The 17802-nt window shown below is 71.8% G+C and carries 19 protein-coding genes; 4 read left to right on the forward strand and 15 right to left on the reverse strand.

The features are described from left to right. The gene (locus N553_RS0101965; RefSeq protein WP_051639982.1) at positions 1-828 is read left to right on the forward strand and encodes an HAD family phosphatase; all 828 of its coding nucleotides are present in this window, start codon (positions 1-3) and stop codon (positions 826-828) included. Then, positions 825-1361: a GNAT family N-acetyltransferase gene (locus N553_RS0101970; protein WP_028045146.1), complete on the forward strand. Its 537-nt coding sequence runs from the start codon at positions 825-827 to the stop codon at positions 1359-1361. The genes N553_RS0101965 and N553_RS0101970 overlap by 4 nt, the downstream gene beginning before the upstream one ends. Before the next feature lie 203 nt (positions 1362-1564). Here the strand turns inward: N553_RS0101970 and N553_RS24580 are convergent, their stop codons facing one another. The 3 genes from N553_RS24580 to N553_RS0101985 form a co-directional block, all read right to left on the reverse strand. Next, positions 1565-1663 (reverse strand): 30S ribosomal protein bS22, encoded by a 99-nt coding sequence (locus N553_RS24580; RefSeq protein WP_003792170.1) that lies wholly within the window; start codon positions 1661-1663, stop codon positions 1565-1567. A 204-nt stretch (positions 1664-1867) separates the two neighbouring features. Further along, entirely contained in the window at positions 1868-2092 is a 225-nt protein-coding gene (locus N553_RS0101980; protein ID WP_028045147.1) for a helix-turn-helix domain-containing protein, read from the reverse strand. A gap of 145 nt (positions 2093-2237) precedes the next feature. After that, positions 2238-3443: an acetoin utilization protein AcuC gene (locus tag N553_RS0101985; RefSeq protein ID WP_051639751.1), complete on the reverse strand. Its 1206-nt coding sequence runs from the start codon at positions 3441-3443 to the stop codon at positions 2238-2240. Between the two features lie 116 nt (positions 3444-3559). Here N553_RS0101985 and N553_RS0101990 point away from each other — a divergent pair, with 116 nt between their 5' ends. Further along, positions 3560-4936, forward strand: a complete 1377-nt coding sequence (locus N553_RS0101990) for a TrkH family potassium uptake protein (RefSeq protein ID WP_028045149.1) — start codon at positions 3560-3562, stop codon at positions 4934-4936. Beyond that, positions 4929-5636 carry a TrkA family potassium uptake protein gene (locus N553_RS0101995; protein WP_028045150.1) on the forward strand — a complete coding sequence of 236 codons (708 nt, stop codon included), beginning with the start codon at positions 4929-4931 and terminating at the stop codon, positions 5634-5636. The genes N553_RS0101990 and N553_RS0101995 overlap by 8 nt, the downstream gene beginning before the upstream one ends. A 15-nt stretch (positions 5637-5651) precedes the next feature. Here the strand turns inward: N553_RS0101995 and N553_RS0102000 are convergent, their stop codons facing one another. From N553_RS0102000 to N553_RS0102055, 12 genes are all read right to left on the reverse strand, one after another. Then, positions 5652-6410, reverse strand: coding sequence for an ABC transporter permease (locus tag N553_RS0102000; RefSeq protein ID WP_051639752.1), 759 nt, complete (start codon positions 6408-6410; stop codon positions 5652-5654). After that, entirely contained in the window at positions 6407-7132 is a 726-nt protein-coding gene (locus N553_RS0102005) for an ABC transporter ATP-binding protein (protein ID WP_028045152.1), read from the reverse strand. The genes N553_RS0102000 and N553_RS0102005 overlap by 4 nt, the downstream gene beginning before the upstream one ends. A 40-nt stretch (positions 7133-7172) precedes the next feature. Then, positions 7173-7958 carry a maleylpyruvate isomerase family mycothiol-dependent enzyme gene (locus tag N553_RS20605; protein ID WP_156043660.1) on the reverse strand — a complete coding sequence of 262 codons (786 nt, stop codon included), beginning with the start codon at positions 7956-7958 and terminating at the stop codon, positions 7173-7175. A 46-nt stretch (positions 7959-8004) separates the two neighbouring features. After that, entirely contained in the window at positions 8005-8616 is a 612-nt protein-coding gene (locus N553_RS0102015; protein ID WP_028045153.1) for a TetR family transcriptional regulator, read from the reverse strand. Positions 8617-8651: 35 nt separating this feature from the next. Next, on the reverse strand, positions 8652-9491 hold the full coding sequence (gene proC / locus N553_RS0102020; protein WP_034620479.1) for a pyrroline-5-carboxylate reductase: 840 nt from the start codon (positions 9489-9491) through the stop codon (positions 8652-8654). A gap of 54 nt (positions 9492-9545) precedes the next feature. Beyond that, a complete protein-coding gene (locus tag N553_RS0102025; RefSeq protein WP_156043661.1) occupies positions 9546-9938 on the reverse strand; it encodes a hypothetical protein in 393 nt (130 codons plus the stop codon). Positions 9939-10041: 103 nt separating this feature from the next. After that, complete coding sequence (locus N553_RS20610) at positions 10042-12030, reverse strand: biotin/lipoyl-binding protein (protein ID WP_081844315.1); 1989 nt, start codon at positions 12028-12030, stop codon at positions 10042-10044. Then, complete coding sequence (locus tag N553_RS0102035) at positions 12023-12994, reverse strand: hypothetical protein (protein ID WP_028045156.1); 972 nt, start codon at positions 12992-12994, stop codon at positions 12023-12025. The genes N553_RS20610 and N553_RS0102035 overlap by 8 nt, the downstream gene beginning before the upstream one ends. 20 nt (positions 12995-13014) lie before the next feature. Then, complete coding sequence (locus N553_RS0102040) at positions 13015-14247, reverse strand: ABC transporter permease (protein WP_028045157.1); 1233 nt, start codon at positions 14245-14247, stop codon at positions 13015-13017. Continuing rightward, positions 14244-14978, reverse strand: coding sequence for an ABC transporter ATP-binding protein (locus N553_RS0102045; RefSeq protein ID WP_028045158.1), 735 nt, complete (start codon positions 14976-14978; stop codon positions 14244-14246). The genes N553_RS0102040 and N553_RS0102045 overlap by 4 nt, the downstream gene beginning before the upstream one ends. Next, complete coding sequence (locus N553_RS0102050) at positions 14971-16158, reverse strand: efflux RND transporter periplasmic adaptor subunit (protein WP_034620493.1); 1188 nt, start codon at positions 16156-16158, stop codon at positions 14971-14973. Before N553_RS0102050 ends, N553_RS0102045 begins: the two co-directional genes overlap by 8 nt. 116 nt (positions 16159-16274) lie before the next feature. Next, entirely contained in the window at positions 16275-17786 is a 1512-nt protein-coding gene (locus tag N553_RS0102055) for a methyltransferase (RefSeq protein WP_028045160.1), read from the reverse strand. Positions 17787-17802 lie beyond the last annotated feature (16 nt).

Here is a 17802-nt window from a genome sequence, read left to right on the forward strand (position 1 = left end):
ATCGTCCCGAACCCGGTCCCCCGGGCGCCCGGGGCCGGACCTGACGGACCCCGCACCGGCGCCTTCTTCGACGTCGACAACACGATCATCCGCGGAGCGAGCTCGTTCCACCTCGCCAAAGGGCTGTACCTGCGCGGGTTCTTCCGCAAGCGCGACCTGGTCCGGTTCGGGCTGCACCAGTTCCGGTACCTGACGTTCGGCGAGAACAAGGAGCAGATCGACGAGGTCCGGCAGCGCGCGCTGGAGATCATGACGGGCCACTCCGTCGCCGAGGTCACCGCCATCGCCGAGGACGTCTACGACGAGGTCCTCCTGCTGCGCATCTACCCGGGAACCCAACGGCTCCTCGACGAGCACATCGCCGCCGGTCACTCCGTCTGGCTGGTCACCGCCACACCGCGCGAGATCGGGGAGATCATCGCTCGGCGCCTCGGAGCCACGGGCGCCCTGGGCACCGTCGCGGAGCACAAGGACGGCTACTACACCGGTCGCCTCGTCGGCGACATGCTGCACGGCCGCGCCAAGGCCGAGGCCGTCCGGTCGATCGCCGCAGACAACGGGATCGACCTTGCCCAGTCGTACGCCTACGGCGACTCGACCAACGACGTGCCGATCCTCTCCGAGGTCGGCTTCCCGTGCGCGATCAACCCCGACCGGCGTCTGCGCCGGCACGCCGCCGAGGTCGGATGGCCCGTGCGCGAGTTCCGGACCCGTCGCCGCAACACCCGCCGAGGAACCGCGGTGGTCAGCCTGGCGGGACTGGCCTGGGCGTTCGGACTCGTGGCGCGCACGGTGGTCCGCACGTGGCGCGGGTCGCGCGACGCGTGACCGCCTCCTGTGCCGTCCGCGCGGCAGTCCCCGACGACGTACCCGCGCTGGCCGCGCTCGCCGCCCTCACGTTCCCGCTCGCGTGCCCGCCAGGCTCGACGCCCGAGGACCAGCAGGCGTTCATCACCTCGGTGCTCTCGCCTGGCCGGTTCGCGTCGTACCTCGCGTCCCCTGAGCGGTCGGTGCTCGTCGCAGAGCAGGGCGGCGCGCTGGTCGGCTACACGATGCTCGTGCTGACCGCCCCCACCGACCCGGACGTCGCGGGCGCACTCACGCTCACACCGACCGTCGAGCTGTCGAAGTGCTACGTCCACCCCGCCCACCACGGTGCCGGCATCGCGCACGCCCTCATGGAGTCGTCGCTGGCCGTGGCGCAGGGTCACGGAGCCGCGGGCATCTGGCTCGGCGTCAACCAGGAGAACGCTCGGGCGCGCGCGTTCTACGAACGGTCGGGCTTCTCGGTGGTCGGGACCAAGCACTTCACGGTCGGCACCCGCCTCGAGAACGACTACGTCCTCGAACGGCCCCTCTGACCTGAGCCTCTCGTCGAGGCGCAGGCGACGACTACCGACATCGGCCCTCGGTCGTGACGTCAGCACCTGCATCGCCGGTCGCGGAACGGTCGCGCTCGCGCTCAGGCACGACGAGCAGGATCAACAAACAGGCACAACAAAACGGGCCCGGCGTCCGCCGAGCCCGTCGTGCTGCTCCTACGCCGAGCGGACTCGGCGTGGGGTCACTTCTTGTTGCGGCGCTGGTGGCGCGTCTTGCGAAGAAGCTTGCGGTGCTTCTTCTTGGCCATCCGCTTACGACGCTTCTTGATGACGGAACCCATGGGTCCTCACTTCATTTCCGAGTGGAGGCCCGGCGGACGGGCCGTGCCTGCTGGTGGTCGATCGATGCGCGTGCAGTCTGTTCAACCCATCGCCCACGCACGGAGAAAGTCCGAGGCTCTACCTTACGCGATGTCCAGGGTCCCTCGCGACGCGCGACCAGATCGGGCGAAGGACGGACGAGCGAGACGCCGGACCGGACGGGCTCAGGAGCTCCTGCGGTCCTCGTCGGCGGTCGTCGACTCGATCGGCAACGACGTGGCCAGGTAGTGGTCCAGGGCGTCCTGCGGGACACGGAAGGACCGGCCGACGCGGACACCCGGCAGCTCACCCGAATGCAGCAGGCGGTACACCGTCATCTTGGACACGCGCATGATCTCGGCGACCTCGAGCACCGTCAGATACCTGGTGCGGGCCGGCTGCTCGCTCATGTGGTCGCTTCTTCCTCATCCGCCCCTGTGACGAGCGGGCTCCGCGCATCCACCGGAGGATGCCTGGTCAGCGTAGTGGCGCGTGGGACTGGAGTGAAAGGGGGGACGCCTGGGACTCACGCGTGCGGCCCAACGCCGCACCTGGTCAGTCGTGGTCCGGATCGAGACCGATCAGCGGGAAGACCGCCGAGCGGGTCGACCGGATGGCGCGGTCCACGTCGTCACCCGGGTCGTAGCCGGACGTCCAGGGGCTGAAGCGGGCGTCACGACCATCAGTCATGCGGTCCGGCCCGCGCCGGCCGTAGCGCTCCTGGACGACGGAGCGCCAGCTCTCGGGCACGACCGTGTCCGGGTCCACGGGCTGGTGGGTCGCGACGCCGATCAGGTGGGCCCACGACCGCGGCACGACGTCGACGACGGCGTAGCCCCCACCGCCGAGCGCGAGCCATCGGCCGTCCGTGACCTCGTGCGCCAGCCGGTGCAGCATCTGCGCGGCTGCTCGTTGACCGTCGATGCTCACCCGCAGGTGGGTCAGCGGATCCAGCAGGTGCGTGTCACAGCCGTGCTGCGTGACCAGGACGTCGGGCGCAAACCCCCGCACCACGGCGGGCACGATCGCGTCGATCGCGCGCAGCCAGCCGGCATCGCCCGTTCCCGACGGCAGGGGGATGTTCACCGCCGTGCCCTCAGCCCCCGAACCACCGGTCTCGCGCGCGTGCCCGGTCCCGGGGAAGAGCGCGTGCCCCGTCTCGTGGACGGACAGCGTCAGGACGCGCGGCTCGTCCCAGAAGATCTGCTGCACCCCGTCTCCGTGGTGCGCGTCCACGTCGACGTACGCCACCCGCCCGGCGCCCGCATCCAGCAGCGTGCGGATGGCCGCCGCCGCGTCGTTGTACACGCAGAACCCCGACGCGGCGGCCGGCATGGCGTGATGCAGCCCGCCCGTCACGTTCACCGCATGGGCCGTCCGCCCCTCCCAGACGGCCAGCGCCGAGTCGACGCTGCCCTGCACGACGCGTGCGGTCGCCTCGTGCATGCCCGGGAAGATCGGGTCGTCGGTCGTCCCCAGGCCGTGGTCGAGGTCCACCACACCCTCCGACGAGGCCCTGTGCACCGCGGCGATGTAGGCACGGTCGTGCACGAGGGCGAGCAGGTCGTCGGAGGCGACTCCCGCATCGGCGAGCTCGACGCCCGGACCGTCGAGCAGACCGAGGTCCTGGGCCAGCCGGATGGTCAGGTCCAGCCGCTCGGACGTCATCGGGTGCCCCTGCCCGAAGTCGTAGGCCAGCATGTCCCGCGACCAGACGACGCGCACCGGTCCGTCGAGGGGCTGCTCGTCCGTCGGCGTCATGCGCCCACCGTCGCACCCGCCCGGTCCGGTGTCGATCCGACGGGAGGCTGTGTCGGCTCGTTCACCGCGCCACCTACATGCCAGAGTGAGCCCTTTGGTGTGGAGCGGGAGGTGCGATGGCGCGGGGTAGCCGCGACGTGACGGTGTGGGCGCGGGAGTTCGTCGACCGCTCGGCCCGCCACTCCCCCGCCCGGCTGGCCCTCGGTGTCTTCGCGCTCGTCATCTCGATCATCACGGTCCTGCTCTCGGCACCCTGGTCCACCTCGAGCCGGCACCGGGCGCCGTTCGTCGACGCCCTTTTCACCGCGACGTCGGCGAGCACCGTCACGGGCCTGGTCGTCGTGCCGACCGGGTCCTACTGGTCCCCGGCGGGCCTCGTCGTGATCCTTGTCGCGATCCAGGTGGGCGGCCTCGGCGTGATGACGCTCGCGTCGCTGCTCGGCATGGCGGTGTCGAGACGGATCGGACTGACGCAGCGGCTGCTCGTCTCGTCGGAGACCAAGGAGACGCGGCTCGGCGAGGTCGGCTCGCTCATCCGTACCGTGCTCATCACCTCGGTGACCCTCGAGGCTTTCATCGCGCTGGTCCTGTTCCCCCGGTTCCTCCTGCACGACGAGTCCGCCGGGAAGGCCGCCTGGCACTCCGTCTTCTACGCCGTCTCCGCGTTCAACAACGCCGGCTTCATCCCGACGACGTACGGCCTCGACCCGTTCGTGTCGGACTGGTGGGTCCTGCTGCCGATCATCATCGGCGTGTTCATCGGCTCCCTGGGATTCCCGGTGATCCTCAACGTCTCCCGGCACCTCCGCGAGCCGCGGCGGTGGAGCCTGCACTCCAAGCTGACCATCACCACCAGCCTCGGCCTCGTCCTTGCCGGGGCGGTGCTCCTCGCGGCGCTCGAGTGGACGAACCCCAAGACGTTCGCCCCGCTCGACTTCAGCGGCACCGCGCTCGCCTCGCTGTTCGCCGGGGTGATGCCTCGCTCGGGCGGGTTCTCGACGGTGGACGTGGGTCAGATGCACGAGTCCACCTGGCTGGTCACGGACGCCCTGATGTTCGTCGGCGGCGGCTCGGCCTCGACCGCGGGTGGCATCAAGGTGACCACCCTGGCCGTCATGCTCCTGGCGATCCTCGCCGAAGGGCGCGGCGACAAGGACGTCGAGGCGTACGGTCGGCGCATCCCGCGCGAGGCGCTGCAGGTGGCCATCGCGGTCACCATGGTCTCGGCGACGTTCGTGCTCATCGCGTCGCTGCTCCTGCTGTCGATGACCGACCTCGCCCTGGACCGGGTGCTCTTCGAGGTGATCTCGGCGTTCGCGACCTGCGGGTTGTCCACCGGGATCACGCCCGACCTGCCCAACAAGGCCAAGTACGTGCTCGTCGTGCTCATGTTCATCGGCCGAACTGGCACGATGACGCTTGCGGCCGCGCTCGCGCTGCGCAACCGTCGTCGGGTCATCCGGCTACCGGAAGAGAGGCCGATCATTGGCTGACAGGTTCGGTGACCTCTCCAAGGGGTCCCAGAATGCTCCGCGCACACCGAAGAAGGACGCCGGTGTGCTCGTCATCGGGCTCGGCCGGTTCGGGTCCTCCATCGCCGCGACCCTCGACCGGCTCGGCCAGGACGTGCTCGCCGTCGAGCGCAACCCTGAGCTGGTCGCGCAGTGGGCCGGCCGGATCGCGCTCGTCGAGGCGGACGCCGCCAACCCCGACGCCCTCGAGCAGCTCGGTGCCCGCGAGTTCCCGGTCGCGGTGGTCGGCGTCGGCTCCTACCTCGAGGCATCGGTGCTGATCGCGGGCAACCTGGTCGACATCGGCGTACCGCAGATCTGGGCCAAGGCCATCAGCAACGAGCACGCGCGCATCCTGCAGCGGATCGGCGTCCACCACGTCGTGCTCCCCGAGGCCGACGCGGGCGCGCGCGTGGCGCACCTGGTGTCCGGGAAGCTGCTCGACTACATCGAGGTCGAGGACGGCTTCACGATCGTGAAGATGCGGCCGCCCAAGGAGACCCAGGGGTTCACGCTCGCCCAGTCGAAGGTCCGCGAGCGCTACGGGGTGACCGTCGTCGGCGTGAAGAGCCCCGGACAGGACTTCGTCTACGCAACCCCGACGACGCGGCTGTCGTCGAACGACCTGATCATCGTGTCCGGCCACGCCGACCTGCTGGAGCGCTTCGCCGCGCGACCGTAGGCGTCAGCTCGGCGCCTACGGCGTGCGACGGCGCAGCGTCGCGGCTCCGACCACCAGGGCCCCGACGATGAAGCCCGACACCACGGCGACGTCGCCGCGCACGTCCACCCAGGTCCCGCCGGCGGCCAGCTGCTGCATCGCGTCGAGCGCGTAGGTCAGCGGCAGGACGCGCGAGATCGCCTCCAGGACGGCCGGCATCTCGTCGCGGGGCATGAGCAGGCCGCACGTGATGAGCTGCGGGAACAGGATCAGCGGCATGAGCTGGACGGCCTGGAACTCGGTGCGTGCCAGCGCCGAGGCTCCCAGTCCCAGGGCGCAGCCGAGCACGGCGTCGAGCACCGCCACGAGGATGACCAGACCGATCGGCCCTGCGACGTCCATACCGCACACCAGGACCGCGAACCCGACGATCACGAACGCCTGGACGACGGCCAGGACCGCGAACGCGGCGGCATACCCGATGACCACGTCACCGCGACCGATGGGCAGCGTCATGAGCCGTTCGAGCGTGCCGGTCGTCCGCTCGCGCAGCGTGGCCACGCTGGTGACCAGGAACATCACGATCATCGGGAACAGGCCGACCAGCAGCGGACCGAACTGGTCCAGCACGGGCGTCCCGTGGAACATCCAGGCGATGAGGCCGATCAGCAGGCACGGCAGCAGGACCACCAGCGCGATCGTGCGCTTGTCGTGACGCAGCTGGGTCAGCACGCGCGACGCGGTCGCTCCCGTCAGGTAGGGCGTCAGGGGCCGCGTCCTCACCTCGACGCTCATGCTGCTGCCCCCGCCGCCTCGTCGACGAGGAGGAGGAACGCAGCCTCCGCGTCGCCCGTCCTGGTCCGCGCGAGCAGCTCGTCGAGCGTCGCGTCCGCCAGCACGCCGCCGCCGCGCATCAGGACCAGCCGGTCGCAGCGGGCCGCCTCGTCCATCACGTGGCTGGACACGAGCAGGCTCACACCGCGCTCGGTGAGCCGTCGGAACATGGCCCACAGGTCGCGGCGCAGGACGGGGTCGAGGCCGACGGTCGGCTCGTCGAGGACGAGCAGGTCCGGAGAGCCCAGCAGTGCGATCGCTAGCGAGACCCGCGCCCTCTCGCCACCGGAGAGCGTGCCGATGATGCGCTTCTGCTTGTCCGCGAGGTCCACCTCCTGCAACGAACGCTGAACCTCGCCGTCCTCGACCCGCAGGATCGCTGCTGCGTAGCGCAGGTTCTCATGGACCGTGAGGTCGGCGTAGACGCTCGGAGCCTGCGTGACGTAGCCGACGCGGCTACGCAGGGAGGCCGAGCCCGCCGGCTGCCCCAGCACCATGACCGTCCCGCCGTCGACGACCTGCGAGCCGACGACGGCGCGCATCAGCGTGGTCTTGCCGCTGCCGCTCGGTCCCAGCAGGCCGACCACCTGGCCGACGGGCACGCTCAGGTCGAGCGACTCGATGACGACGCTCCCGCCTCGAACCACGCGCAACCCGCGGACCTCGATCGCGTTATTCCCCATGTAGGGAATTGTGCTCCTGCCCGCGAGCGACTGCAAGCCCCTACTGCGTCGACTCGACGATCGCCGCCCGCAGTCGCTGCGGAACCGCCGGGTCCCCCTCACGCGCCAGACCCTCACCGGCCGAGCGACCCCACAGCCACAGCTCGAGCTCCCAGGCCGTCCCGCTGACGGTCGCAGCAACGTCGTGGTCGTCGTCCTCCCAACCGACGAGCTCAGCACACGGGTCGTCGTACGCCTTGCCGGTCGTGGGCGACGTTCCCGTGAACCGCCCGAAGGCCACCAGCCACTCGCGACCCGCATCCGTCGCACGAACCCGGATGCGCGGGCCGTCGGGGGTGAACCGCGCCCAGGGCGGCAGACCGCTGAGCATCACGGCCAACAGCTCGTCGACCCCGTCAGCGGCGAGCTCCGGACCAGGGTCGGTGACCGGCAGACCCGCCGTCTGCTCGGCGTCGACGCGGTGCACCAGCGCCTCGTGAGCCTGCCGTCGGCTGACCCAGCCCACCGTGCCGCCCGAGGTCGACCACGACCAGCACGCATCGTGCGGGTCCCGGTCTGCGAGAGCCTCGAGCAGCGCGGTGGTCCGGGTGCGCAGGAACGGGACCAGCTCGACGTCCGGCCGTCGCACCGTCTCCTCGAGCTCGTCGGGACCCGTGGGCGCCTGCGCGACCAGGGAGGCCCAGAAGTCCTGGACCTCGCCCACGTGGTAGGCCAGGTCTGCGGCGTCCCAGTCGGGGCACGACGGCACCCGGCTCCCCGTCGGCGCCGACGCGAGCGCATCGGCGGCGCGCGCGGACTCCTGGGCGATCACGTAGGCGTAGTCCATCCAGCGCACGCTACCCACGGCCGCAGACACGCGCCGGGGTCGGCGACTACTGGGTCAGGTAACGCTGCAGCGTCGGAGCGACGAGCTCGACCACACGTGGGACCGGTAGCGACGCGATCGGCTCCAGGTGCATCACGTTGCGGGCGAGCAGGACACCGGCCACCTGCGAGACCACCAACGAGACCCGCAGGGCGGGGTCCGGGCCGGGCAGGAGCGTCGCCACCTCGGCGAACACCTCGCGCCCGACGTAGCCCAGAAGCGCCTCGGCCTGCACCTCGCTCGAGCTCAGGCCCGCGAACGCCACCCGGAACGCGGCCCCGCCGTCCGCCTCCCAGACCCCGAGGACCGTGGTCAGCAGCCGTTCTCCGAGCCCGTCGACACCGCCGGCGACCACCGCCGCGACGAGCTCCGCGGGGTCCACGTCCACCGGGATCATCCCCGCCGCGAACAGCTCCGCCTTGTCCTGGAAGTAGTGCCGCACCAGGGCCGGGTCCACCTCCGCGCGGCGCGCGACCGACCGGATGCTCGCGCCGTCGTAGCCCCGCTCGGCGAACTCGTGCCGCGCGGCGGACAAGATGGCGCCGCGCGTGTCGGAGCCCCCAGGTCGCCGCCCGCGAGGACGGACCGACTCGGCCGGGTCAGCCTGCGGCGTGGACATGGAGGCAGCCTAGGAGCGCGGAACGGCGAGCGCCTTCAGGACGAGTACTGGGCGCCGAGCTCGCGCGACCGGTCCCGGGCGGCCTCTGCGGCCGCGACGATGCCTGCCCGCACGCCGTGCGCGTCGAGCACCTGGACAGCAGCGACCGTGGTCCCGCCCGGGGACGACACGCGCTCGCGCAGGATCGCGGGATGGTCGCCCGACTGCGCGGCAAGGGCGGCCGAGCCCTCCACCGTGGCCACGGCGAGCCTGGTGGCGACGTCCCGGCTCAGGCCGAGCAGGACGCCGGCTTCCGCCATCGCGTCGATCACGTAGAACGCGTACGCCGGGCCCGACCCTGAGATCGCGGTGACCGCGTCCAGGTCCTTCTCCTCGACCCGCAGGACGAGCCCCGTCGAGGCGAGCATCTTCTCGACCAGGACGAGGTGCCCGGTGCTCGCGTGCGTCCCGGCGGCGATCGCGCTCGCCCCCTTGCCGACGACCGCCGGGGTGTTCGGCATGACCCGGACCACGGGTGTGCCCTGCGCGAGCCGCTTCTCATAGCTAGCGATCGGCAAACCTGCCGCGACGCTCACGACGAGCGCACCACCGCGCAGCACCGGCCGGATCTCGTCGAGCACCGAGGCGACGACGTTCGGTTTCACCGCGAGCAGGACGACGTCCGCGCGCCCCGCGGCCTGCGCGTTGGACGCCCCGGTCCGCACGCCGTACGTCTTCGCGAGCTGACCTGCGCGCTCGACGGCTCGCTCCGTGACCTCGACCTGCTCGGCGGTCCAGCCCGCGGTCAGCAGGGCGCTCAGCAGGGTCTCGCCCATCACGCCACCGCCCAGCACCGCGATCTGTGGCGTGCCCTGCTGGGTCACCGGCTCCGTCATCGTCGTCCTCCGTCCGTGCCGCGCCCGCGACGCGCAGAGCCTACTGAGTCACGGCTAGAGCTCGCGGCCGTAGGCCAGGACCGTGGCGCCGTGCTCCTCCGTGCCGCAGACGTCGACCATGATCTTCGTCCAGTCCAGGGACATGAACGACGTGTCAGCCCAGAGCGTCAGCGGTGCACCGTCCGCGTCGACCGTGAACCGCTCGTCATGCGTCACCCACGTCACCTCGCCCGTGTACGGCACCGTGTCGTCGTTGCTGCACGGACCCTCGCCCGCCCCTACCGGGACCTCCGTGAAGGTGCCCGTGCCGTCCGCACGAAGCTCGATCGTCGATCCCTCGGTGTGGATGGCGTCCCACCTGGCAGGCAAGGGTGTGGGCGGCCCGCCGTGCGAGCAGGCCGAGCACCCCAGAACCACGCCGACCAGCAGTGCCACCCGTCGCCTCATGCCCGGGACCGTATGACGAGTTCGCCGGGCTCGTCGCCGGTTCGTGTGCACGTTCGGTGCAGGCCCCGCACGGAGCAGAGCGCCCGGCCCGCGTCTGCTCGCGTCAGCCCGCGGGGACGCCCCTCGTGAACTCGCTCGGCGGACCGCCGCCCGGGCCACCCTCGAGCACGAAGCCCGTGGGCGCCTGGCCGTCGTCTCCGAGACCCGACAGGCCGTTGCTCGACGACGTCCCCGTGTCGATGGCCTGGTCGAGATCCGCCAGCACGACCTCCTGCCCGACCGCCAGGCCCTTCGTGATCTCCGTGCGCTCGGCACCGACCGCCCCCACGGTCACGGTGACGTCCGTCGGGGCGCCGTTCTCGAGCACCTGGACCGTCGACTCCGAGCCGTCGACGTGCACCGCCGACGTCGGGACCGTGAGCACCTCGTCGCCACCGGCGACCGAGATCCTGACGGTTGCCGAGGCGCCGTCGTAGAGCTGCACGTCGGTCGGGTCCAGGGCCAGCACGACCGTGTACGACGGCTCGCTGGTGGTCGACGCGTCGAGGATCCCGATGCTCGCGACCGTTCCCGTCAGCGCCTTGTCCGTGGTCGGCGTGGTGACCGACGCGACCTGGCCGAGCTGGACGATGTCGATCTTGGTCAACGGCACCGTCGTGGTCACCGTGTACCCGTTGGTGCCGATGACCGTGACGAGCGCGGTCGTCGACGACGCGCTGACCGAGTCCCCCACGGCCAGCGAGACGGCCGCCACGGTGCCCGCGATGGGGCTGGTGAGCGTCGCGAACGGCAGCGCGCTCTGCGCGAGGGTGACCTTCGCCTCGGCCAGGTCGATCGCCGCCTGGTCGGCGAGGATCGTCGCCGCGGACGCGACGTCCGTCGTGGCGCTGTCGTTCCCGGTCGGCGCGCTCTGCGAGGTCGGGCTGCTGGTGCTCGATGTCGGCGTCGTCGTCTGCTGGGACGACGAGCCCGTCGGCGTGGTCGAGCCGCTCGGCGTGCTCGAGCCGCTCGGCGTGGTGGAGCCGTCGGTCGAGCCGTCGGGCGTGGTGGAACCGTTCGACGAGGCAGCCTGCGCGATCGCCGTCTGCAGCTTGGTGACGGAGTCGTCGAGCGCCGCGACCAGCGGCAGGAGCGCCTGCTGCTGGGCGTCGGTCGCGGTCTGCGCGTCGAGCGCACCGGACAGCGCCGCCTGGCAGTCGGCGAGTGCCTGGGTGACGGCCGACGTGTCCGGAACCACGGGATCCGTGGGATCCGCCGGGTCCGCTGAATCTGCCGGATCCGCCGGTTCCGCTGCGTCCTCGGGCTCTGCGTCCTCCGCGTCGGAGGCTGTGACGTCGGCCGGGACGACCGCGAGGAAGGCTGCGCACGACGCCTCGGACGCGGTGACGCTCTGCCCGCTGTCGGCGAGCGCGTCGGCAGCGACCTGGTACTGGTCGAGCAGCGCCTTCTGGGCGTCCTTGACGGCCTGGACCGCCGCGGCCACGGCCGGATCCGTGGTGTCGTCCGTCGACGGCGTCGAGGCGCTGGGCTCGGGCGCCGGCGTGGAGGTCGACGATCCCGACGGCGTGTCCGACTCGACCGACGAGTCGTCGTCGGACGAGTCGGAGTCGTCGGAGGAGTCGGAGTCGTCGGAGGAGTCGGACGAGTCCGAGGACGTCTGCGAGTCGAGGTCGTCGCTGAGCTGCTGCTGAGCCGTTGCCAGGTCCGCCTGGGCCTTCTCGACCGCCTCCTGCAGCGCTTCCGGGTCCAGCGTCGCCAGCGTGTCGCCGGGGGCGACCACCTGACCCACGCTCACGCCGACGGTCGCGACGGTGCCGTCGACCGAGAACGAGACGTCCCGACGCGTCGCCGACTCGATCGTGCCGACCGAGTCGATGATCTGCTCGACGCTGGACTTCTCGGCCGCGACCGTCCGGTACCGGGAGGCCTCACCACCGGTCACCGCGAGGGCGACCCCGCCGCCCGCTGCCATGAGCACGACCGCACCGGCGGTGCCGAGCACGATGATCCGGCGACGACGAGCACGCCGCCTGACCGCGAGCGGCGGTCGGGCCGGCTCGGATGCCTGTGCGTGGGAGCGCCGGCTACGCATTCGTGGTCCCTCCCTGCTGGTCGTCGGAGCCCTGCTGGGCGTCGGAACCCTGCTGACCGTCGGTGCCCTGCCCCCCTTGACCGCCGCCGGGGAACCCCGTCCCGGGTCGGCCGTTCATGATCAGCGCGGTCGAGCACGACCCGTCGGTCGGAGCAGAGATCATCACGGTCGTCGCGGTCACCTTGCCGCTGTCGTCCGCCTCGCCCCGTGCGGTCGCGCACTGGCCGGCGACGACCGCGGTCGCGTCCGCCGACACGGTCCGGGTGTACGTGGTGTCCGCCGACACGGTCACGGTCCGGGTCGTCGTCGCGCCGTCGGGGTCGGTGGTCTCGACGGACAACGTGTCACCCTCGATCGCCGTGACCTTGCCGCTCGCGCCGCCGCCGAACATGCGGGACTGCCCGCTGGCACCCGAGGGGGCACCCGACGGCCGCGTACCGTCCGCGGGCATCGTCGGGGCGCCGTCCGGCCGGCCGACGCCGCCCCCCGGGTCGGCCGCGGGGCCGCCGAACGCTGGCGTGCACGTGCCGTCCGCGGCAACCTCCGTGAGCCGGATGCTCGTGGCCGCGACCGGGGTCGAGTCGTCCGTCGCGGACTCGTCGGCCGAGCTGGAGGTGCTCGGCGCGGCCATGGCGAGCACGCAGGTGCCGACAGAGACGTCGGACAGCGCTCCGGCCACCTGGGAGGTGAAGGTCGTGGCGTCGGTCCACGTCACGGCCGTCTGAGCGTCGGTGCCGCGCAGCTGCATGACGTTCCCGTTCACCGATGCGATCTCGCCCGAGGCGCCGCCACGCCCGGGGTCGGCCTGCTGGGCACGCTGCGCGTCGTCGTCCGACGCGGCCGACGGTGCCGCGGTGGCCGCGTCACCTGTGCCGCCCGTGCCGCCCGAGCAGGCGGTGAGGGTGAGCACGGTGGCCGCGGTGAGCGCCGGGACCAGGAGTGCGGTGCGGGTTCTGATGGACATGGAAGGTCTCCTCGAGGTGGTCATTCCGCGCGCAGCGCGTCGATGGGGGCCAGTCGCGCGGCGCGCGTGGCGGGGTAGACGCCGAAGACGAGTCCGATGCCCATGGCGACCGCCACGGCGCCGGCGACGGCGGCGCCGGACACGACGACCGAGGTGTCGAGCAGCCCGGGCAGAACCTGGGCAGCGACGATGCCGAGCACCGCACCGAGCACCCCGCCGGACAGGCCGAGCACGGTGGCCTCGACCAGGAACTGCCGGCGGATGGCCCACGGCGGCGCACCGAGCGCCTTGCGCAGCCCGATCTCGCGGGTCCGCTCCGTGACCGACACCAGCATGATGTTCATGACGCCGATGCCACCGACGAGCAGCGACAGGGCCGCGATACCGGTGAGCAGGATCGTGAGGGTCTTGTAGACCGCGGTCGCCGTGGACACCAGCGCGTCCTGGCTGTTGATCGTGAAGTCCGCGCCGTCCGCGCTGGTGATCCCGTGCAGGTTCAGCAGCAGGGTCTCGGCCTCCTGGTACGCAGCGTTGAGCTGGTCGGTCGAGGCCGCCTGGACGTAGATCGTCGAGACCGCGTTCCGGCTCAGGCCGCCCGTGAGGAAGTCGGCCGACGTCGACATCGGCAGGACCGCGACGTCGTCGAGGTCGCTGTCGCCGCTGGCGCCCTGGGACTCGAGCACTCCGACCACCCGCAGCTCGGTGCCGTTCACCGTGACCGTCTGCCCGACCACACGCGTGGTGCCGAACAGCTCGGTGGCCGTCTCGGGCCCGAGCACGACGACCTTCGCGCGGGACGTCTCGTCGTCGGCCGTGAAGAACGCGCCCGTCGCGATGCTGCGGCCGCGCACGTCGAGCCAGTCGGTCGTCGTGCCGGTGACCTGGGTGGTCCAGTTGGTGTCGTTGGCCTCGAGCGACGCGGACGTGGTCTTCTCGGCGGCGACCTTGGCGATGTCCGGTGCGTTCACCGAGGACGCGAGCGCCTCGGCGTCAGCCGTGGTCAGCGTGGTGCGTGAGCCGAAGCCACCGCGGACGCCCTCGGACGTCGTGCTGCTGCCCGGCCGGACGATCAGCAGGTTGCTGCCGAGCTCGCTGATCTGCGCGCTGACGTCCTTCTGCGTCCCCAGCCCGAGCCCGACCGTGAGGATCACGGCTGCGATCCCGATCAGGATGCCGAGCACCGTGAGGATCGAACGAAGCGCGTGCGTACGCACCGCGGCCCAGCCGGTGCGCAGGGTCTCCATCCAGGTCATCGGACACCCCCGTCCGACGTCACGACGCCGTCCATGACGCGGACCACCCGCTCGGCCCGCTCCGCGACGTCGGCCTCGTGGGTGATGAGCACGATCGTCCGGCCCTGCGCGTGCAGCTCGTCGAACAGGCCGAGGATCTCCTGGGTCGACGACGAGTCGAGGTTGCCCGTCGGCTCGTCGGCCAGCAGGAGCGCCGGCTCGCCGACGAGGGCACGGGCCACAGCGACGCGCTGCTGCTGCCCGCCGGACAGCTCGCCCGGACGGTTGGCCAGGCGGTCGCCGAGGCCGACCCGCTCGAGTGCCGCGGTCGCCCGGGCCTTGCGCTCGGCACCGTGCACCCGGCCGTAGACCAGGGGCAGCTCGACGTTGCGCAGCGCGGACAGCGAGGGCAGCAGGTTGAACTGCTGGAACACGAAGCCGATGCGCCGGTTGCGCACACCGGCCAGCTCGATCTCGTCCATCTCGCCGACGTCCTCGCCGGCGAGATGGTACGAGCCGCGCGTGAGCGTGTCGAGGCAGCCGAGGATGTTCATCAGCGTCGACTTGCCGGAGCCCGACGGGCCCATGACGGCCACGTACTCCCCCTGCTCGATCCGCAGGTCGACACCCTTGAGCGCCTCGAACTCGATGCTTCCGGACGTGTACGTCTTGCCGACGCCCTCAAGGTCGATGACCGGGTAGGAACCGGTCGCCGCGGAGCCTTCGAGGAACGGCAGGGTCAGCTCAGCCATTCGTCGGCCCGCCGCCCTGCTCGCTGAACTGCGGTGCAGTGCCGCCTTCGGGGAGCTGGAAGAACTGACCGCCGCCGGGGAGTTCGCCCTGCTGCTGGTTGTCCCGACCCGACCCGCCGCTACCGGGCGTGAACACCGCGAGCACGACCTCGTCACCCTCTGCGAGTCCCGCCGTGATCTCGGTGACGTTCCCCGACGTCTCGCCGACGGTCACGTCGACCGTGCTCGTCCTCCCGTCCGCGTCCTGGACGGTGACCGTCGACTTCCCGTCGGTCGTCGTGACGGCCAGGCTCGGGACCGTGAGCACGTCGGTGCGGCGCTCGTAGATGAGCTTCACGTCCGCGGAGACCCCGTCGTGCAGGCCTTCCTGGTCCCCCGTGACCGCGACCGTCACCGGGTAGCCCGCGACGCCCGTGTCGCTCGTGGACAGCAGCCCGATCGCACTGATCGTGCCGAAGACCGGAGCCGTGGCACCGTCGAGCGTGACCTCGGCCTGGTCACCGACCGCGACGAGCGCGATGTCGGCGTCCGAGACGGTGACGTCGACGTCCCAGCTGTCGGTCGCGACGATCGTGAACTGCGCCGCCGTGTCCCCGTTCGTACCCTGGCCGGGGTCGGAGCCCACGACGTCCCCGACCTCGAGCGTCACGGCGGTCAGCAGCCCGGCCACCGGCGCAACCAGCGTCGCCCCGTCCATCGCGGTCTGCGCCGTGTCCACAGCCGACTGCGCGACGTCGACCTGCGCCTGCGCGGCGGCGATCTGCGCGTCGCTCGACGTCGAGCCGGTGCTCGCGTCCTCGGCGTCGGAGAGCTTCGCCTCGGCGCTCGCGAGGGTCGCCTTGGCCTGCAGGAGGTCAGCCTGGAGCGTGAGCGTGTCGACCGTCGCGAGCGTCTGCCCGGCCGTCACCGCCTGACCCACGGCGACCGGCACCGTGGTGACCGTCCCGCTGACCTCGAAGCTGACGTCCTCCTGCACGGTCGGCGTCAACGTGCCGCTGCCGCTCACCGACTTCTCCATCGTCGTCAGGCTCGCCGCGACCGTCCGGGTGACCGGGTCGTTCGTCGTCGCCGACGCGTCCCGGATGCCGAACCACCAGACGGCTGCGGCGGTCACCGCAGCGACGACCACCAGCCCGAGCGTCCGCGTCAGCGGACTCGTCCGCGTCCATACGCGCTGCATTCTTCTTCCTCACGTCAGTGACCAGGTCGAACAACCTGGGCTGAACGTAGGAAGCCCCGCTGAGCCGGGTGTAGCACCGGCCTGTGGCGTGCCTGTGAGTCGCTCGGCGTAGCGGCCTACGACGAGGGGACGAGCAGGCCGTCGCGGACCAGGCCGCGCGCGGAGGGGAGGATGTCCGCGGCCACCGCATCGGCGCCCACGTCCAGGAGGGCACCGAGGGCGTTGACGATCTGCCCCACCGAGAGGTCACCGTCGCACGCACCCACGAACCCGGCGAGCGCGGTCCCCGCCTGCACGGCGCGACCGAACCCACCGCCCTGGCGCAGCAGGACAACCTGCGGGTCGGACTCCCCCGGCGTCAGGTAGCGCTCCTCCGTGACGTCGGGCGCGACCACCAGGTGCGCGGCGAGCAGCCCGTCGTCGTCGTGGACCTCGAGCCAGTCGTGCGCGCCCAGGGACGCGGCGATCACCGGACCGAGTGGCTGCCGGACGGTCCCGGTGGCCTCCTCGAGCCGGCGCAGGGACGGTGCGCCCGCGAGCGGCCGACGCAGGGTCAGGAAGCCGAAGCCGATCGCCTCGACGTCCCGGGACGCGAAGTCGTCGAGCCACGACCCGTACCGGGACGCCCAGGCGGCGCGGTCGCGGTCCGGTGTGGTGCCGCCGTCACGGATCCACGTCTCGGCATACTGCGCGGGATCCTGCAGCTCGCGCTGCACCACCCAGCCGTCCAGCCCTGACGCGTCGAGCCAGCTGCCCACGCGCTCGTGCCACTGCTCGCCCCGGCGGACCTCCCAGTTGCCGAGCAGCTGTGCGACGCCGCCGGGCGCCAGGACCGATCCGACGCCCTCGACGAGCTCGCGCACGATCGCGTCACCCGAGCGCCCCCCGTCGCGGTATTCGTACGACGGCATGCCCGGTGTGCGCGGTGTGATGACGAACGGCGGGTTGCTGACCACGAGGTCGAAGCGCTCGTCGGCCACCGGCTCCAGCATCGAGCCCGCCCGCAGCTCGAGCCGAACCCCGGCCAGCAGGGCGTTGAACCGCGCGAACTCCAGTGCGCGGGCCGAGATGTCCGTGCCGACCACGCGCCGGGAGTGGCGTGACGCGTGCAGCGCCTGGATCCCGCAGCCTGTGCCGAGGTCGAGCACCATCCGACGTTCGTCGCGGATCGTGACCTGGGCCAGCGTGGTCGACGCGCCGCCCACGCCGAGCACGTGGTCGGTGCGCAGGGCGTTCCCCGTGGCGAGCTCGCCCAGGTCGGACGCGATCCACCAGTTGACCTCGCCGCCCCCGTCGACGGCCGCGTAGGGGCGCAGGTCCACGAGCGCGCGCACCTGGTCCCCGTCGCTGCGGACCAGACCGAGCCGGGTGGCACCCGGAATCCCGAGCGACGGCAGGGCGGCCTGCAGCCGACGAGCGGACACCGGCTCACCGAGCAGGAACGCGCGCACCAGCACCGCCACGGGGTCGTCGGACCCCTCGGTGGCGCGCAGCGCAGGCACGGGCTCCTCACGGTGCAGGGCGTCGGCCGCGACGGCCCCGAGCACCTCCTCGACGCCCGCGACGGCGAAGCCGGAGGCCGTCAGGTCGTCGCGAAGCCGGTCGGTCAGGGCGGGGTCGTGTTCCACGGGGTCAGTCTGGCAG

It is taken from the genome of Cellulomonas sp. URHE0023, assembly GCF_000688475.1.
Lineage (GTDB): Bacteria > Actinomycetota > Actinomycetes > Actinomycetales > Cellulomonadaceae > Cellulomonas.

Bases quoted from the DNA above. Each gene is read 5' to 3' on its own strand.
- N553_RS0102040 (WP_028045157.1), bottom strand. From the start codon at position 14,247: ATGACCTGGATGGAGACCCTGCGCACCGGCTGGGCCGCGGTGCGTACG.
- N553_RS20610 (WP_081844315.1), bottom strand. From the start codon at position 12,030: ATGCGTAGCCGGCGCTCCCACGCACAGGCATCCGAGCCGGCCCGACCG.
- N553_RS0101980 (WP_028045147.1), bottom strand. From the start codon at position 2,092: ATGAGCGAGCAGCCGGCCCGCACCAGGTATCTGACGGTGCTCGAGGTC.
- N553_RS0102050 (WP_034620493.1), bottom strand. From the start codon at position 16,158: ATGCAGCGCGTATGGACGCGGACGAGTCCGCTGACGCGGACGCTCGGG.
- N553_RS0101990 (WP_028045149.1), top strand. From the start codon at position 3,560: ATGGCGCGGGGTAGCCGCGACGTGACGGTGTGGGCGCGGGAGTTCGTC.
- N553_RS0102035 (WP_028045156.1), bottom strand. From the start codon at position 12,994: ATGTCCATCAGAACCCGCACCGCACTCCTGGTCCCGGCGCTCACCGCG.
- N553_RS0102045 (WP_028045158.1), bottom strand. From the start codon at position 14,978: ATGGCTGAGCTGACCCTGCCGTTCCTCGAAGGCTCCGCGGCGACCGGT.
- N553_RS20605 (WP_156043660.1), bottom strand. From the start codon at position 7,958: ATGGACTACGCCTACGTGATCGCCCAGGAGTCCGCGCGCGCCGCCGAT.
- N553_RS0102005 (WP_028045152.1), bottom strand. From the start codon at position 7,132: ATGGGGAATAACGCGATCGAGGTCCGCGGGTTGCGCGTGGTTCGAGGC.
- N553_RS24580 (WP_003792170.1), bottom strand. From the start codon at position 1,663: ATGGGTTCCGTCATCAAGAAGCGTCGTAAGCGGATGGCCAAGAAGAAG.
- N553_RS0102000 (WP_051639752.1), bottom strand. From the start codon at position 6,410: ATGAGCGTCGAGGTGAGGACGCGGCCCCTGACGCCCTACCTGACGGGA.
- N553_RS0101985 (WP_051639751.1), bottom strand. From the start codon at position 3,443: ATGACGCCGACGGACGAGCAGCCCCTCGACGGACCGGTGCGCGTCGTC.
- proC (WP_034620479.1), bottom strand. From the start codon at position 9,491: ATGACGGAGCCGGTGACCCAGCAGGGCACGCCACAGATCGCGGTGCTG.
- N553_RS0102015 (WP_028045153.1), bottom strand. From the start codon at position 8,616: ATGTCCACGCCGCAGGCTGACCCGGCCGAGTCGGTCCGTCCTCGCGGG.
- N553_RS0102025 (WP_156043661.1), bottom strand. From the start codon at position 9,938: ATGAGGCGACGGGTGGCACTGCTGGTCGGCGTGGTTCTGGGGTGCTCG.